The sequence below is a fragment of the Pseudoalteromonas distincta genome, assembly GCF_005877035.1.
Lineage (GTDB): Bacteria > Pseudomonadota > Gammaproteobacteria > Enterobacterales > Alteromonadaceae > Pseudoalteromonas > Pseudoalteromonas distincta.
In genome coordinates this window covers 333,218-349,511 of the sequence record NZ_CP040558.1, presented here as the reverse complement: position 1 = coordinate 349,511, position 16,294 = coordinate 333,218, and the positions used below count along the sequence as shown (strand labels likewise).

At 38.8% G+C, this 16,294-nt stretch carries 17 protein-coding genes; 15 read left to right on the top strand and 2 right to left on the bottom strand.

The window, feature by feature from the left end:
* Nucleotides 1-132 precede the first annotated feature (132 nt).
* The 13 genes from FFU37_RS01505 to FFU37_RS01445 all read left to right on the top strand — a co-directional run bounded on the left by FFU37_RS01505 (nt 133) and on the right by FFU37_RS01445 (nt 10,055).
* On the top strand, nt 133-1,101 hold the full coding sequence (locus FFU37_RS01505; RefSeq protein ID WP_002957947.1) for a calcium/sodium antiporter: 969 nt from the start codon (nt 133-135) through the stop codon (nt 1,099-1,101).
* Between the two features lie 3 nt (nt 1,102-1,104).
* Entirely contained in the window at nt 1,105-2,076 is a 972-nt protein-coding gene (locus FFU37_RS01500; RefSeq protein WP_138489995.1) for a KpsF/GutQ family sugar-phosphate isomerase, read from the top strand.
* Nucleotides 2,077-2,628, top strand: coding sequence for a 3-deoxy-manno-octulosonate-8-phosphatase KdsC (gene kdsC, locus FFU37_RS01495; protein WP_007580311.1), 552 nt, complete (start codon nt 2,077-2,079; stop codon nt 2,626-2,628).
* Nucleotides 2,625-3,179, top strand: coding sequence for an LPS export ABC transporter periplasmic protein LptC (lptC, locus tag FFU37_RS01490; RefSeq protein ID WP_024606357.1), 555 nt, complete (start codon nt 2,625-2,627; stop codon nt 3,177-3,179). Before kdsC ends, lptC begins: the two co-directional genes overlap by 4 nt.
* The gene (gene lptA / locus FFU37_RS01485; RefSeq protein ID WP_002957943.1) at nt 3,169-3,714 is read left to right on the top strand and encodes a lipopolysaccharide transport periplasmic protein LptA; all 546 of its coding nucleotides are present in this window, start codon (nt 3,169-3,171) and stop codon (nt 3,712-3,714) included. Before lptC ends, lptA begins: the two co-directional genes overlap by 11 nt.
* Nucleotides 3,711-4,436, top strand: a complete 726-nt coding sequence (lptB, locus tag FFU37_RS01480) for an LPS export ABC transporter ATP-binding protein (protein WP_002957942.1) — start codon at nt 3,711-3,713, stop codon at nt 4,434-4,436. Before lptA ends, lptB begins: the two co-directional genes overlap by 4 nt.
* Nucleotides 4,437-4,505: 69 nt before the next feature.
* Entirely contained in the window at nt 4,506-6,005 is a 1,500-nt protein-coding gene (locus FFU37_RS01475) for an RNA polymerase factor sigma-54 (RefSeq protein WP_002957941.1), read from the top strand.
* A gap of 26 nt (nt 6,006-6,031) precedes the next feature.
* A complete protein-coding gene (gene hpf, locus FFU37_RS01470; RefSeq protein ID WP_007580301.1) occupies nt 6,032-6,319 on the top strand; it encodes a ribosome hibernation promoting factor in 288 nt (95 codons plus the stop codon).
* 4 nt (nt 6,320-6,323) lie between these two features.
* Nucleotides 6,324-6,776 (top strand): PTS IIA-like nitrogen regulatory protein PtsN, encoded by a 453-nt coding sequence (ptsN, locus tag FFU37_RS01465; RefSeq protein WP_024595797.1) that lies wholly within the window; start codon nt 6,324-6,326, stop codon nt 6,774-6,776.
* A gap of 18 nt (nt 6,777-6,794) precedes the next feature.
* The gene (gene rapZ, locus FFU37_RS01460; RefSeq protein WP_002957938.1) at nt 6,795-7,640 is read left to right on the top strand and encodes an RNase adapter RapZ; all 846 of its coding nucleotides are present in this window, start codon (nt 6,795-6,797) and stop codon (nt 7,638-7,640) included.
* A 42-nt stretch (nt 7,641-7,682) separates the two neighbouring features.
* Complete coding sequence (locus FFU37_RS01455; protein WP_002957937.1) at nt 7,683-7,955, top strand: HPr family phosphocarrier protein; 273 nt, start codon at nt 7,683-7,685, stop codon at nt 7,953-7,955.
* Between the two features lie 131 nt (nt 7,956-8,086).
* Nucleotides 8,087-9,445, top strand: coding sequence for a magnesium transporter (gene mgtE / locus FFU37_RS01450; protein WP_002957935.1), 1,359 nt, complete (start codon nt 8,087-8,089; stop codon nt 9,443-9,445).
* A gap of 202 nt (nt 9,446-9,647) precedes the next feature.
* A complete protein-coding gene (locus FFU37_RS01445; protein ID WP_239022708.1) occupies nt 9,648-10,055 on the top strand; it encodes a protein disulfide oxidoreductase in 408 nt (135 codons plus the stop codon).
* 167 nt (nt 10,056-10,222) lie between these two features.
* Here FFU37_RS01445 and FFU37_RS01440 read toward each other — a convergent pair whose 3' ends face one another.
* Both FFU37_RS01440 and FFU37_RS01435 read right to left on the bottom strand, forming a co-directional pair.
* Nucleotides 10,223-12,400 carry a YgiQ family radical SAM protein gene (locus FFU37_RS01440; RefSeq protein ID WP_138488539.1) on the bottom strand — a complete coding sequence of 726 codons (2,178 nt, stop codon included), beginning with the start codon at nt 12,398-12,400 and terminating at the stop codon, nt 10,223-10,225.
* A gap of 131 nt (nt 12,401-12,531) precedes the next feature.
* Nucleotides 12,532-14,721, bottom strand: a complete 2,190-nt coding sequence (locus FFU37_RS01435) for a bifunctional diguanylate cyclase/phosphodiesterase (protein ID WP_138488538.1) — start codon at nt 14,719-14,721, stop codon at nt 12,532-12,534.
* A gap of 111 nt (nt 14,722-14,832) precedes the next feature.
* Between FFU37_RS01435 and FFU37_RS01430 the strand changes: the two genes are divergently transcribed.
* Both FFU37_RS01430 and FFU37_RS01425 read left to right on the top strand, forming a co-directional pair.
* A complete protein-coding gene (locus FFU37_RS01430; protein ID WP_138488537.1) occupies nt 14,833-15,414 on the top strand; it encodes an SRPBCC family protein in 582 nt (193 codons plus the stop codon).
* Nucleotides 15,383-16,270: a TIGR03899 family protein gene (locus FFU37_RS01425; protein WP_002957930.1), complete on the top strand. Its 888-nt coding sequence runs from the start codon at nt 15,383-15,385 to the stop codon at nt 16,268-16,270. The genes FFU37_RS01430 and FFU37_RS01425 overlap by 32 nt, the downstream gene beginning before the upstream one ends.
* Nucleotides 16,271-16,294 lie beyond the last annotated feature (24 nt).

Genomic DNA, 16,294 nt, shown 5'->3' with positions numbered 1-16,294 from the left:
AGCTTAAATTTTTAAATTAGCTGTTTAAAAGCAACATTGTTACCTAGTTGACCTTACTCTTTTATTTATACTTTCATCTTGGCTTTTGTTACTATTCGCGCCATCCGTATTTTGTATAACTGGCTTAACACAATGGTTACCTCGTTTGTTATTTTAATTCTTGGTTTTGCAGCTCTTGTTTGGAGTGCCGATAGGTTTGTTTATGGGGCTGCGGCTCTTGCTAAAAACTTTGGTGTACCTACACTTATTGTTGGTTTGACCGTTGTAGCCATGGGCTCTTCAGCCCCTGAAATGATGGTTTCAGCCTCTGCCGCTCTAGCTAACAAAACCGACACAGCGGTTGGCAATGCTGTTGGCTCTAATATTACAAACATTTTACTTGTGTTAGGTATCACTGCTCTATTTCGCCCTCTTTCAGTTTCATCTAGTACGTTAAAACGTGAAATGCCATTAGTTATGCTCGTATCTTTAGCTACTTGGTATGTGTTCTCAGATAACTACTTTTCATTTAGTGAAGGTGTTGCGCTTTTAGTTGGCTTTATCGTATTCATCGGTGGGTTAATTATTGTATCTATGCGTGCAAAAAACCAAGATGACCCATTTGTCTCAGAAGCCTGCGACGATGTACCAAACGATGTACCTACTAAAAAAGCGGTATTTTGGTTAATTGTCGGCATGATACTCCTGCCGGTTAGTTCTCATTTTTTAATCGGCTCAGCTGTTGATATTGCTAAATACTTCGGCTTAAGCGACTTAGTCATTGGTTTAACAATTATTGCTATTGGTACTAGCTTGCCTGAACTTGCCGCCTCGGTTGCAGGCGTACTTAAAAATGAAGATGATTTAGCACTAGGTAATATTGTTGGCTCAAACATATTTAATATTTTAGCTGTATTACCTCTAGCAGGTATTATTAATCCTTCAGCAATTGATCCATCGTTAGTAAGCCGAGATATATTAATTATGATTGGTGCAACACTTGCTCTTATTATTATGTCATTGAACTTTAGAGGCACCCAGCGTATCAATAGGGTAGAAGGCGGCTTATTGCTAATAGCGTTTTTGGGTTACCAAGGGTATATTTTTAGTCAAGTAGGGTAAATGATGGCAACGCTAAACTTTATTGAACAAGGCCTTCGCGTTTTAGATGTTGAGCGCCAAGCACTTAGTGATATTGCACAATATGTAGATGAAAATTTTCATAATGCGTGCCAATTAATGTACGATTGTGAAGGCCGTATTATTGTCATTGGCATGGGAAAATCAGGCCATATTGGCAATAAAATAGCGGCAACCCTTGCAAGTACTGGCAGCCCAGCGTTTTTTGTTCACCCTGGTGAAGCAAGTCATGGTGATTTAGGTATGATCACTAAAAATGACGTGGTTATGCTTATTTCTAATTCAGGGGAAACCAGCGAAGTTTTAAATATCATTCCGGTTTTAAAACGGCTTGGTGCCAAAATGATAGCAATGACTGGCAATACACAATCAACCATGGCGGCCCTTGCTAATGTACATGTGTGTATTAAAGTAGAAAAAGAAGCCTGTTCATTGGGTCTAGCCCCTACATCAAGTACCACTGCAACGCTTGCGATGGGCGATGCCATGGCAGTTGCATTATTAGAAGCTCGCGGCTTTACAGCTGATGACTTCGCGCTATCTCACCCAGGTGGTAGTTTAGGCAAGCGCTTATTACTTACTTTAAAAGATGTTATGCACAGCGGCGCAAATACACCTATTATTGATGTTTCACAAACAGTTAAAGATGCCCTAATAGAAATGTCAGCTAAAGGGTTAGGTATGACAGCCATTGTTGATGAAAATCAGCAACTCGTAGGGTTGTTTACCGATGGTGATTTACGTCGCATTTTAGAACAAAGAATTGATATTCATACAACACAAATAGATGTTGTTATGACTAAGTCATGTACTACAGCTACGCAAGATATTTTAGCCGCTGAAGCGCTCAATATTATGGAACGTAAACGTATAAATGGCCTAATCGTCGTCAATGAGAAAAACCAACCTATTGGCGCATTAAATATGCAAGACCTATTAAAAGCAGGAGTGTTATAAATGCAATTTGAAGAACTCTATCAACCGCTGAGCGATGATGCAAAAGCACGCGCTAAAAAAGTAAAACTACTTATATGCGATATTGATGGTGTATTTTCTGATGGCCGTATTTACCTTGGCAATCAAGGTGAAGAGCTAAAAGCATTTAATACAAAAGATGGTTTTGGCATTAAAGCACTTATAAACAGTGGCTTTGAAGTAGCTGTTATTACTGGTCGTCATTCACAGATAGTACAACAACGTATGAGCAGCTTAACCGTACAGCATATTTATCAAGGCCAAGAAAATAAGCTCATTGCCTATCAAGAATTAAAAGATAAACTCAACCTTAGCGATGAACAAATTGCTTATATTGGTGATGACGGTCCTGACATGCCTGTTATGGAGTTAGTAGGCTTTGCCGTTGCAGTAAATGATGCCCACCCACTTATTAAGCGTTTGTCACACTATGTAACGCAAATGCCTGGTGGTTTTGGTGCTGTGAGAGAACTCACCGATTTGCTCATGCTTGAAAATGGTAAAGCATTGACTACACAAGGCACTAGTTCATGAATGCAGCGCGCATAATATTAAGCGTTTTATTCATTAGCTGTATGGTTTGGCTTTGGTACCCTTATTTTACACAAACAAATATTGTGCCTCAGGCTGAGCCAGAAGTTATTGCTAAGCCTGATTACATAGCTATTGAGCTCAAACAGACAGCCTATGATGAGCAAGGTAAAATTAGCCACAAAGTCACTGCGGCTAAAATGGAGCTATACCAGCAATTAGGTTTCACGTTTTTCGAAAAACCCATTTTTACTTTATATAACGAACAACAAACGTGGCAAATAAATGCAGACGAAGCAACATTATACGAAGATAAACAATTAATTTTAGAAGGTAATGTGGTTGCCAAAAATTTAACCGATAACGCCATGATAGACAAAATCAATGCTGATAATATTCAGGTTGATATAAAGTTACTAACAATGCGTTCGGAGCAACCCGTCATTATCACTGGACCGAATTTAAAAATCACCGGTAAAGGCCTAGAAGCCGACTTAAAAACCGAAGTGATAAAACTAATTAACCATACGCGAACCATATACTATGACCAATAAAATATTAAAATCACTTATAATTCCTACACTTATACTAGCGTTTAATAGTAGTGCTGCAGAACAAAACACGCAACCTGCTGCCAATCAAATTTCAATAAGTGCCGACAAGCAAGAAGGTCAATTAAAAGCTAATGTGGGTATTTTTGAGAAAAACGTTGAGATTATTCACGGTAATCGCCGCATTACAGCCGATCGCCTCGAAGTGCACAAACGTGATGAACTTGGTGATAATAAACAATTATTAATTGCCACAGGTAGCCCTGCGCACTTTGAAGAAAAGCAATCAGATGGCACGACTATGAGCGCCAGTGCTGACGAAGTACGTTATGATGTATCTAAGCGTTTTTTAACGCTTGTTGGTAATGCACAAGTATCGCAAGCGGGACAAAAAATAAATGCTAAAAGCATTACCTACGATATAGAGCAGCAGCTAATCAGTGCCGAAAAAGATGAAAACTCAACTGACCGCGTTCACACAATTTTAGTACCGATCGAAACTAAAAAAAGTAAAAAAGGCGATAAAGGTCAACCATGAGCACATTAAAAGCAGAACTATTGGCAAAAAGCTATAAAGGTCGTGAAGTTGTAAAAAACGTCGGCCTTGAAGTACAAGCTGGCAGTATAGTTGGCTTACTTGGCCCTAACGGTGCTGGTAAAACAACGACTTTTTATATGATTGTAGGGCTTGTTCCTAGCGACAAAGGTAAAATATCTATTGATGATAACGATATTACTCTTTTACCTATGCATAGTCGTGCTAGATTAGGCATAGGCTACTTACCACAAGAGTCATCGATTTTTAGAAAGCTGACTGTTTATCAAAACTTAATGGCCATTTTAGAAACGCGCAAAGAACTAAATAAACAAGCCAGAGAAGACACACTCAATAACTTATTAGATGAATTTAGCATACAACACATTCGTGATAGCCAAGGTATGGCATTATCGGGTGGAGAACGTCGTCGTGTAGAAATAGCACGAGCACTGGCAGCAGATCCTAAATTTATATTACTGGATGAACCGTTTGCCGGTGTTGACCCTATTTCGGTATTAGATATAAAGAAAATAATAGAACATCTTAAAAATCGTGGGATTGGTGTCTTAATTACCGACCATAACGTAAGAGAGACCCTTGATGTTTGTGAAAAAGCCTACATTGTTTCTCATGGGGAGCTGATTGCATCAGGTACTCCAGAACACGTATTAAATGATAAAACAGTACGCGATGTTTACTTAGGCGAGCAATTTAGGCTGTAACATTTACGCCATGTCTTTAAGCATCTGCTAGTATTAATTATAACAACATAAAAGGATTGTTAGAGATACATGAGGCAATCACTACAGCTGCGCATGGGCCAGCAACTTACAATGACTCCACAGTTGCAACAAGCTATTCGTTTGTTGCAACTCAGTACATTGGATCTCCAGCAAGAAATACAAGAAGCTCTCGACAGTAATCCACTATTAGAGGTTGAAGAGGCAGACTATTCTGAAGACGCTGCTGGTAAAAACGAGCAAAAAGCTGATACCGATGACATAACTGTTAGCGCATCTGCTGATGATGCTCCGAGCGAATACGAACAAGATACTGGTGAAGCACTTGCAAAAGACACGCTAAGTGACGACATGGCTATGGATGTTAGTTGGGATGAGTACATGAGTGCCGCTCCTGCAGCCTCATCAGGTCCAATGCCTGAAGATGAATCTATATACCAAGGCGCCTCTACTGAAACGCTCCATGAGTATTTAATGTGGCAATTACAACTAACGCCATTTAGCCCTACCGATGAAGCCATCGCTATTGCGATTGTAGAAGCTGTCGATGATTCAGGTATTTTAACTCTCAGTTGCGAAGAAATTTTAGAAAGCTTTAATCAAGAAAACGAAGATGATAACGAAGTTGAACTTGATGAAATTGAAGCGGTATTAAAACGCATCCAACTGTTTGATCCTGTTGGTATTGCTGCACGTAGTTTACAAGAGTGTTTGTGTATTCAGCTTAATCAATTTGATAAAGAAACACCTTACATTAATGAAACGAAAATGATTTTAACCGAGCATATTGATCTATTAGCAGCTCGCGACTATCGTACATTAATGAAAAAAACTAAGCTCAAAGAAGAAGAGCTTAAAGAAGTAATGACACTAATACATACTCTCAACCCAAAACCTGCAGATACTATTGTAAGGGAAGAATCTGAGTATGTTATTCCTGATGTGTCAGTTAAAAAAATTAAAGGCCGCTGGGTTGTTGAATTAAACCCAGATAGCATGCCTAAAATTCGTGTTAATAGCCAATACGCGGCAATGTCTCGCACTGTAAAATCAAGTGGCGACAGCCAGTTTATTCGCTCACATTTACAAGAAGCTAAATGGTTTATTAAAAGCTTAGAAAGTAGAAACGACACGCTATTAAAAGTTACTAATTGTATTGTTAAGCAACAACAAGGCTTTTTTGAACATGGCCCTGAAGCCATGAAACCAATGGTTTTAAATGATGTCGCTGAAATGGTAGAAATGCACGAATCGACAATTTCACGCGTAACTACTCAAAAGTACATGCATACACCCCGTGGTATATTTGAGCTTAAATACTTTTTCTCAAGCCATGTAAGTACTGAAAACGGTGGTGAATGTTCATCTACAGCAATACGTGCGCTTATCCGAAAATTAATCGCAGCAGAAAACTCAGCAAAACCATTGAGTGATAGCAAAATAGCGGATATATTGGCTGAGCAAGGAATTAAAGTAGCAAGACGTACAATCGCAAAATACCGCGAATCTCTTGCTATTCCACCGTCAAATCAGCGTAAAAGTCTGATTTAAGACGCTAAACTAAGAGGGTAATGCTTATGCAACTAAACTTAACTGGTCGTCACGTAGAATTAACCGATTCACTAAGAGACTATATTAATACTAAATTTGCGAAGCTTGAAAGACACTCTGATCATATAAATAATGTTCATGTCATTCTCGATGTAGAAAAATTAAATCAAAAAGCAGAAGCCACAATACACGTAAGCGGTGCTGAGCTATTTGCCTCTACAGAACATCAAGATATGTATGCCGCTATTGACTCGTTGATCGACAAGCTCGATCGCCAAGTAATCAAACACAAAGAGAAGCTTGCTCGACACTAATATGATGAAATTAAGTTCACTTATATGCCAGGACTGCAGCAAAGCTGCGGTCCTTTTTAATAGCAAAAAAAGAATTTTAGAGTTCATTAGCGAACTTGCTCACGACAAACTTCCGTATTTACCGCAACAAGATATTCTTAATGCTTTAATGAGCAGAGAGAAATTAGGTAGTACAGGTATAGGGCGTGGCATTGCTATTCCTCATGGAAGAATGAGCGGTGCAGAAGAGCCTTTGGCTTTAGTGCTCGTTAGCGAAACTCCAATAAACTTTGATGCAATCGATAATCGCCCTGTTGATATTTTTGTCGCACTCATCGTACCAGATGGCGATAACCAACAGCACTTAAAGACTCTAGCAACCATTGCTGATAAACTAAACAACAAAGATTTTTGTAAACAGTTACGCAGTGCAAAATCTGATACTGAGCTTTACCAAGTTATTGTCGATCAATCATAGTTTTATAAAGGGTGTTAAATGGAGTTAATTATCATAAGCGGCCGTTCTGGTTCTGGAAAGTCGGTTGCTTTGCGCGTTGTAGAAGATTTAGGTTATTATTGCGTAGATAATATTCCAGTAAACCTACTACCTTCATTAGTTCGCAGTGTGTCTGATAGCTACGATAAAATTGCTGTTAGCATAGATGTGCGCAACATCCCTAAAGAACAAGATGAATTTAACGATATTCTTGAATACTTACCAGGCTTTGCAAACCCTACGTTGTTTTATTTAGATAGCGACGATCAGACATTGATCAAACGCTTTTCAGAAACACGCAGATTACACCCACTATCAATAGACTCGTTGCCGCTTGATTTAGCCATCAAAAAAGAAAAAGAATTACTTGATGTATTAACCACTCGCGCCGACTTTATGATAGATACGACTGATTTAAGTGTTCATCAACTCGCTGAATCTATTCGTGAAAAGATTTTAGGTAAAAAAGATAAGCAACTGATTGTCACATTTGAATCATTTGGTTTTAAACACGGTATACCAAAAGAAGCAGACTACGTATTTGATGCACGCTTTTTACCAAATCCACACTGGGAACCAGAGTTAAAGCCTTTAAATGGGTTAGATCAACCGGTTAAAGACTATTTAGCTAATCACAGCATAGTGCAAAAATTCACATGGCAAATTCAAACATTTGTACAAACGTGGTTACCGCATTTAGAGCGAAATAACCGCAGTTATTTAACCATTGCTATTGGGTGTACAGGCGGGCAACATCGCTCTGTGTATTTAGCGCAAACTATCGGTGAAAGTTTTGCAATGACACATCCCAATGTAAAAATTCGCCATCGCGAACAAGAAAAATAATATAGCTGAATAATCACCTGTTCAGCTTAGGTAGAGTAAGTTATGCATTGTGAAGATACCTTTTTAATAAAAAACAAATTAGGCTTACACGCCAGAGCAGCTACTGTGCTTGCGCAATTAGCAGTACAATTTGATGCGACAATCACATTATTCCAAGATGACAAAGAAGCCGCAGGCGATAGCGTACTTGCATTAATGTTACTTGAAAGTAGCCAAGGAAAAGAAGTTAAAGTTGTTTGTAAAGGCCCTGATTCTGAGCAAGCTTTACACGCTGTTGGAGAATTAATAGCACAACGCTTTAATGAACAAGAATAACCTGTTTTATAAAAACAATATTCGCATTACTAATGCTTCAATTAAAACAGACATATAAAATAAATAGGTTAGTAACGCCAGTTAACTCACCTCCCCCCATAAAGTAATATAACAATTTATAAAGGACGCCAATGCCAGAAGCTTTTGAACAAGATTACCCACTACAGCAACTAAAACAGGTGACGAAGTCACTCAATAGTGGTCAGTTTGTTCAAGTTAGGCGCATGCTCGCAAAAACGGCTCCTTGTGATACCGCATTATTATTAGAATCATCACCGCATAAAATTCGCCGACTGCTTTGGCAATTGGTCGATCCTGATGTGCAAGGTGATGTTCTTGAAGAATTATCTGAAGATGTTCGTTTAGGCATTATTGCCCAAATGGAACCTAAGCACATTGCCGCCGCAACTGAAGATATGGGCCACGATGACTTAGGTGAAGTATTACGTAGCCTGCCAGATACCGTCTATAAAGACGTTGTTAGCGCGATGGACATTCAAGACCGTGAACGTGCCACGCAAGCACTGTCATATCAAGAGCGTTCAGCTGGTGCACTAATGAACACCGATACGGTGACCATTCGCCCTGATGTAACACTCGATGTTGTACTTCGTTATATTAGACTGCGTGGTGAACTACCAGAGGGTACAGATGATTTATACGTTGTTGATAAACATAACTGCTTTATAGGCGCTTTATCGCTAAGTACATTATTAACTAATCCACCAGAAAAAATTGTCCGCGATTTAATGGATGAAGATTGTGAGTCTATCCCAATCTCAATGGATGAAAGTGAAGTAGCGCAATTATTTGAGCGTCATAATTGGATATCGGCCCCTGTGGTGGACGATAACGACCAACTCCTCGGTCGTGTTACTATCGATGACATCGTTGATGTAATCCGAGAAGATGCCGAGCATAGCTTATTAAGCCTAGCCGGTCTTGATGATGAAGAGGATACATTCGCGCCTGTACTAAAAAGCTCTAAAAAACGCTCAGTTTGGCTAGGAGTTAATTTACTAACCGCACTTGCAGCTGCTTTTGTAGCTAGCTTTTTTGAAGGCACTTTAGATGTGCTCCCTATTTTGGCTGTGCTTAACGGTATTGTCCCTTCTATGGGTGGTGTTGCTGGTAGCCAATCATTAACGCTTGTTATCCGTGGTATTGCAGTAGGTCATATAAACCAAACAAACCAACGTTTCTTGATGATGAAAGAACTGGCCATTGGCGCGCTAAACGGTATTTTGTGGTCACTATTAATTGCGGGTGTTATTGCGCTATGGCAATGGGACTTTATGCTTGGTGGCGTACTCGCTTTCGCTATGTTTATGAACTTAGTGGTGGCAGGTGTTGCTGGTGCAAGTATTCCAATAATTCTTAAAAGAATGAATATAGACCCTGCTCTTGCAGGGAGTGTGGTGCTAACCACGGTGACTGATATTGTTGGTATATTCGCCTTTTTAGGTACTGCTACATGGTTGCTGATTTAAATTAAACGCTTTAAATGTAAAGAACTACAGCAAAAACACTTAGGGTAAATCAGTAACTATGGCAACGGATACCAAACATAAAAATGACATACCTAAAAAAACGCTAAAACAAAAAAGCGTATCCATATTAAAAAGTGTATTGGTATATGGCTCTATATTTTTTGTCATTTATACTGCCGTCAATTGGTGGCGGCAACCTGTCATGCCAGCAAATCCTCAATTACAATTAATCGATTATAAAGGGCAAAACATTGATTTAGCAGCAATGAGCCAAGATAAACCCACGCTTGTGTATTTTTGGGGAACTTGGTGTCCTATTTGTAGTATTACCTCCCCTGCCATAAACGAACTCGCAAACGAGAATAAATACCCCGTCGTGAGCATCGCGATAAAATCAGGCTCTGATCAAGAACTGCATGATTATTTAAATGAGCAAGGCTACAGCTTCAGTACTGTTAACGATCAACACGGGGAGATATTTTCCGATTGGCAGGGACAAGTCACGCCATCTTATATAATCTTAAAAGATAATAAAATGACGCAAGGACTCACCGGCATTCAGCCGTTATGGTCACTTAAATTGCGTTTGTGGTTATCATCAATGCTTTAAAAAAAACTAAACTTAGCACAGGATATCTAAAGAGAGGGGCTCTAAAACCTCACCCTTTATCACCTACAATAATATAGATAATAAAGAGCAAAGCTGACTTAATTTACGTATACAAAAGCTAAAAAACGCGTACCGCAATTAGCCTTATCTATTAGCAAATAAAATTACTAACGTGTGCTTTGACGATTACCGCCCACTTTTGGCTTAGTGTTTGCCTTTTTAAATTGGCTAAAACCGGTATGTCGCGTTAGTGCCGGACGCCCACCTTTTTTACCACCTTTACCTGATTTTTCATCGCGCCCTTCTTCTGGCACTAAACAGTTAGGCCCTTTACCAATTAAATTAGCTTTACCCATTTTACGTAGAGCTTCACGTATCATTGGCCAACCAGCTGCATCGTGGTAGCGTAAAATAGCTTTATGTAATCTACGTTGGCGTGCGCCTTTAGGTACTGGAACAACTTCTGAGTTGTTTTTTATATTACGTAAAGAGTTCATCTCTGTATGGTAAATAGTCGTCGCATTAGCCATAGGTGATGGGTAAAAATTTTGTACCTGATCAAGCTTAAAGTCGTTTGATTTAAGCCATAAAGCCATGTTTACCATGTCTTCATCTTTTGTACCTGGGTGAGCAGATATAAAGTAAGGAATTAAATACTGCTTTTTACCGGCTTCTTTAGAGTACTTATCAAATAGTTCTTTAAATTGATCGTACGCTCCCATACCTGGTTTCATCATTTTTGATAATGGACCATCCTCTGTATGCTCTGGCGCTATTTTTAAGTAACCGCCTACATGATGCGTTACTAATTCTTTAACGTAACGCGGGTCGCGTATAGCTAAATCGTAACGTACACCTGAAGCAATCAATACCTTTTTAATACCCTTAACTTCACGTGCTTTTTTATATAAATCTATTGTTGGCGTATGATCTGTATCCATGTGTTTACAAATATCTGGATACACACATGATAAGCGTCTACAGGTACTCTCGGCCTTTTTGCTCGTACAGCGCAGCTTATACATATTCGCCGTTGGGCCACCTAAATCAGAAATAACACCAGTAAAGCCGGGAACTTTATCTCTAATTTGTTCAATTTCTTCAATAATAGATTCTTGTGAACGACTTTGAATAATGCGCCCTTCATGCTCTGTAATTGAGCAAAACGAACAACCACCAAAACAGCCACGCATAATATTAACAGACGTTTTAATCATATCGTAAGCAGGGATTTTAGCATCACCATAACTTGGGTGAGGAATACGCTGATACGGCAAACCAAATACAGCATCCATTTCATGTGTTTCTAATGGATATGCTGGCGGGTTTACCCAAATAGAGCGATCGCCATGTCGTTGGTAAAGCGCCCTTGCACAACCAGGGTTTGTTTCTTGATGTAAAATTCGCGAGGCATGGGCGTATAAAGGTTTGTTAACACTTACTTGCTCATAAGCAGGTAACTTAACATAGGTTTTTTCCCACGGCTTAGGACGTGCAGGCTGAACCATGATTGGTTTTGCCGCTTCTGCTTTTAAATCAATACCCGCTTGTTTAAATTCAGATTTACTACAGCCAACATCATCCGCGCCATATGGGTTTGGAATAGGGTCTATTTTACCAATTTTATCAATAGCGGTAGAATCACTGCCACGCCAACCAGGTAGAGGCTCTTTTCGAATAACAGCGGTGCCGCGAATATCCTGAATCGTATCCATCGTTTCACCCGCCGCAATACGGTGTGCAACTTCAACTAGCGGGCGCTCTGCGTTACCGTAAATTAAAATATCGGCTTTTGCATCAAACAAAATACTACGACGTACTTTTTCCTGCCAATAGTCGTAATGAGCAATACGGCGAAGGCTGGCTTCAATACCGCCAATAACAATTGGGATACCTTTGTATGCTTCACGGCATTTTTGCGAGTAAATCATCACGGCGCGATCTGGGCGCTTACCGCCAACGTTATTAGGCGTGTAAGCATCATCGTGGCGCATGCGTTTTTCCGCTGTATAGCGGTTGATCATCGAATCCATGTTGCCGGCTGTTACACCAAAAAATAAATTCGGTCTGCCGAGCTCCATAAATGCATCTTTAGAGTCCCATGCAGGTTGGGCAATAATACCCACTCTAAAGCCTTGCGCTTCAAGTACACGGCCGATTACCGCCATACCAAAACTAGGATGGTCAACATACGCATCGCCACTAATTATTATTATGTCGCAACTATCCCAGCCAAGTGCATCCATTTCTTCACGTGTAGTTGGTAAAAATGGCGCGGTGCCATAACATTCAGCCCAGTATTTAGGGTATGAAAATAAGGCGCGCTTAGCTTTGAGTGTGCTCATAATTGTGGCCGTAGAATAACAAAAGGCGCGAATTATACCCTACTAAATTCTTTATATATACAAAGTAGTCAAAGCATATCGCGCTTTAAATTCTAAATCGTTCATTAGCTTAAATAATAAGTTAATCTTTTTTAGCGTTTATTTATAAATTCTATCAATTCATGCTCAGGCATGGGTTTAGCATACATAAAACCTTGTACCTCATCACAGCCTAAGTTTTTTAAGAACTGGGCTTGTTCTTGTGTTTCAACGCCTTCAGCAATCGTTTTTAAACCCAACTTAGCACCAAGAGAAATAACTAAGGCAGCAATAGCGCCAGTGTCATCATTTGGCAGATCTTTAATAAATGCACGATCTATTTTCAATCTATCCAAGGGTAAACTTTGTATATAACTAAGCGATGAAAAGCCAGTCCCAAAGTCATCAATAGCAACTTCCATCCCTAGCTCTTGAAGCTCTCTAAGTGTATTAATAACAGTTTCGAGTTCATCCATTACTACGCTTTCAGTGACTTCTAATTCTATGTTTTTTGGCTTAACACCATATTTTAATAATGTATTTTTAACGTTTTGAGCATAACCTTTTACTTTAAACTGCGGAACAGACACATTAACCGCAATACAAATTTCGGTACCCATATTTTCTAGGCGCTTTTGTTGTTGGCAAGCTTGCTCTAAAACCCACTGCCCTATATCAACAATCAAACCCGCATCTTCTGCAAGTGGAACAAATACCGCTGGCGATATATATGATCCATTACCGGTGGGCCACCTAAGTAATGCCTCACACCCAATTAAAGACAAGTCATCTAATGAAAGTTGAGGTTGATACCATACCTCTAACTTGTTTCGAGCAAAATCATGGCGTAATTGTCTAATAATTCCTATGCGCCAAGCCATTTTATCTTGCATGTCGATATTGTAATAAATTCCCTCTTTGTGTTTTGTTTTTTTAGCTTGATTAAGTGCAATATAAGCAACTTTAAGTGTATCAATCCCGCTACTTTGAAAGTCTTGCTGTTGGCATAAACCCAATCTAAAATCGATAGGCAATGTATGCTCTTCTGCGCAAAATGGAACACCTAACTGCTCATTCAATTTTTTTAAGTCGAGTTCGCCTTGACGAATAATAAAACCAAAAACATCAGCACCAATACGAGATAGTAATTTAGCTGTTGGGTAGTTTTCTTTTAACCTTTGCACAATGCCAATTAATACTTTATTGCCGACCTCTTGCCCTAAGCCGTTATTAATATCTGCAAAATTAACTATATCAAGTAGTACAAATACATAATCATTCACGTGCGGTTTTTGATAACGCTCTACCCGTTCAATAAAATTGGTACGATTTGAAATACCTGTAAGCACATCTTTATAAGCTGCATCCCTTAACTTTACAAACAGCCTTATATTATCCAGGGCCACACTCACATTTGTTAAAAAGATTTCAGCAAACTGCAACTGCGCTGGCAAAGGAACATGGTCACATTCTATATATAAAGCCGCTTTTCTATGCTTACTTTTTAATACAAATGTTGCACTTGAGTCTGTATGTTGATGCTTTGATAAATCAAAACACGACTCGACTTGTTTAAATACTTTGCTATCAACATTAATTAATTTTTCACCAAAGTAATTTTCGTAATGCCCACAACCACCTAAAACTTGAATAAAGTCATCGCCATCTAATTTGCTGCACACAAGCCCTCGAGGTGAACACTTTAAAATAATACTCATGTGCTTGATGATTTCTTTGCATAGTTGCTTAATATCAGTAAGCCCTAAAATAGACTTTGATGCAGAAACAATCGTGTTCATTGCATTACTTTGATATTCAAGCTGGCATACCTGCTCGTAAGAGCGAATAGCGGTTATGAGCGATGTTACTAATTTAGAGCGAGTGAGTTCTGTTTTAGTTTTATAATCATTTATGTCGTACTCACGTATTACTTTTTCCTCTGGTGTATTACCAGCTTGGCCTGTTCTTAAAATAATTCTTACATGTTGATTATTTAATTCGTCACGCACCCTTTTTACAACCTGCAAGCCAGCATCGTCAGTTTCCATAACAACATCTAAAAAAATAACTGAAATATTGTTATTTTTAGCTAAAATCTCTATTGCTTCAGCGCCCGAATAGGCATCATGAAATCGCAAGCCTGCCCCCCAAAACTCAACGCCAGACAAAGCCAACTTTGTTACAGAGTGGATCTCAGGTTCGTCATCAACAATTAAAATATCCCAAAACTTAGTCGGCTCAATTACTGCATCATCTCCATAGTCTTGTTCAAAAAATAAAAAATCGTTTTGATCTGACGACATTCGCTCTCCTAGGTAGCAATTTATAAATTATTTTTGGTTTATAATCTAATTCATACTATAGTCGATTAATAAAAAGTTGTTGTATTTCAACTCAAAAAATTAATAAAAGGTGTGCTTATTAAACCATTAAAAATATTAATCAAAGGCGTACTGTTATTGTTATTGGTATTAGTACTGGTAGGGCTGATACTTCCCCAAAGTTATAATGTAAATAAAACAATAGAAATCAATGCAAATATTCACGCAGTAAAACCGCTTATTACTGACTTTAATCAATGGCAAAAATGGTCTCCATGGGAAAAAGTAGACCCCAGTATACGTTTTACCTTGGGCGAACCGAGCTCTGGCCTGGGTGCTCATCAGTCTTGGAAGGGAAAATGGGGGTATGGTGAAATGATCATAACTTCGGTGAGTCAAAATAAGGTCAGCTTTAATATACTTTTAAATGCTGAGCATATTATTAGGGGGACTTTTAATTTTAGTGAGCAAAACGGTATCGTCACTTTAATATGTAAGATTAACGGACAAACAACCGCCCCTTTAATATCGGGTTACACCGCAATTTTGAGCGAATATGTGCTCCGTAATACAGTTTCAATGGGGTTAAATAACCTTAAAACTGTTGCTCAGCTTAGTCATTCACAAAGGACAATGCACAGCCATGCCAGTAAAGACAGCACAAGCGAGAATTAACCTTGCTAACATTATCGAATCCTTACTTGGTTACCCTATAACAAAAATAGGCAGTAACGGAATACTGCCTACCCCCGAACAAAATTACGATATTAAAGGCCAAGTTAAGCCGCTTTATCATATCAACAGTGAAAACTCTGTTTTAGCTCGTGCCCAAAAGCGCCAAGATTTACTACTAATAAAACAACAACAAAATATAGAGTCAATTTTAGCAATGGCTATGGGGTTTTGCCCCGATGTAGCAAGTAGTAAACAGCCCGATGCTGACTGGGTAGAGCATTTTATCGCACTGTGCGAAGATACTTCAAATGCGTCAATGCAAACTTTATGGGCCAAAATTTTAACGGGAGAAACACTCAACCCTGGTACGTTTTCAATTAAAAGCCTGCAAACATTAAAGCATATGACACAGCGAGAAGCTGACTCTTTGCAAAAATGTGTGTCGCTCTCAGGCTATAACGAAAAAGACGACAGCCACTTTATTTTACTCGGCTTTTACAAAAAACCGTCATTGTTTGATTTGCTACGAAAAGGCAATAAAGTATCTTTAAATTTAGGAAAAACAGGTATTAGTTTTCCTGATATTTTAACACTTATGGATCTTAATTTACTGTATAGAAAAGAAATTGAATCTGCAGTGCTTAAAGCGGGGCAAGAACTTACCCTTTCATTTTTATCGCAAAAAGTAACGTTAAAAGCAAAAAGCAGTGACTTGGTATTAAGCTATTATAAATTCACGCAAACAGGTGATGAGTTATCTAAACTCATTAATTTTCCTGTAAATAAAATTTATAAGCAGTTAATTAATAATGCGCTGGAGGGAGAGTTTGATTTAGCGTGGCACGCAATAAAATAATATGCCACGCTTTGTTTAATTAGA

Bases quoted from the DNA above. Each gene is read 5' to 3' on its own strand.
- FFU37_RS01505 (WP_002957947.1), top strand. From the start codon at position 133: ATGGTTACCTCGTTTGTTATTTTAATTCTTGGTTTTGCAGCTCTTGTT.
- FFU37_RS01500 (WP_138489995.1), top strand. From the start codon at position 1,105: ATGGCAACGCTAAACTTTATTGAACAAGGCCTTCGCGTTTTAGATGTT.
- kdsC (WP_007580311.1), top strand. From the start codon at position 2,077: ATGCAATTTGAAGAACTCTATCAACCGCTGAGCGATGATGCAAAAGCA.
- lptC (WP_024606357.1), top strand. From the start codon at position 2,625: ATGAATGCAGCGCGCATAATATTAAGCGTTTTATTCATTAGCTGTATG.
- lptA (WP_002957943.1), top strand. From the start codon at position 3,169: ATGACCAATAAAATATTAAAATCACTTATAATTCCTACACTTATACTA.
- lptB (WP_002957942.1), top strand. From the start codon at position 3,711: ATGAGCACATTAAAAGCAGAACTATTGGCAAAAAGCTATAAAGGTCGT.
- FFU37_RS01475 (WP_002957941.1), top strand. From the start codon at position 4,506: ATGAGGCAATCACTACAGCTGCGCATGGGCCAGCAACTTACAATGACT.
- hpf (WP_007580301.1), top strand. From the start codon at position 6,032: ATGCAACTAAACTTAACTGGTCGTCACGTAGAATTAACCGATTCACTA.
- ptsN (WP_024595797.1), top strand. From the start codon at position 6,324: ATGAAATTAAGTTCACTTATATGCCAGGACTGCAGCAAAGCTGCGGTC.
- rapZ (WP_002957938.1), top strand. From the start codon at position 6,795: ATGGAGTTAATTATCATAAGCGGCCGTTCTGGTTCTGGAAAGTCGGTT.
- FFU37_RS01455 (WP_002957937.1), top strand. From the start codon at position 7,683: ATGCATTGTGAAGATACCTTTTTAATAAAAAACAAATTAGGCTTACAC.
- mgtE (WP_002957935.1), top strand. From the start codon at position 8,087: ATGCCAGAAGCTTTTGAACAAGATTACCCACTACAGCAACTAAAACAG.
- FFU37_RS01445 (WP_239022708.1), top strand. From the start codon at position 9,648: ATGCCAGCAAATCCTCAATTACAATTAATCGATTATAAAGGGCAAAAC.
- FFU37_RS01440 (WP_138488539.1), bottom strand. From the start codon at position 12,400: ATGAGCACACTCAAAGCTAAGCGCGCCTTATTTTCATACCCTAAATAC.
- FFU37_RS01435 (WP_138488538.1), bottom strand. From the start codon at position 14,721: ATGTCGTCAGATCAAAACGATTTTTTATTTTTTGAACAAGACTATGGA.
- FFU37_RS01425 (WP_002957930.1), top strand. From the start codon at position 15,383: ATGCCAGTAAAGACAGCACAAGCGAGAATTAACCTTGCTAACATTATC.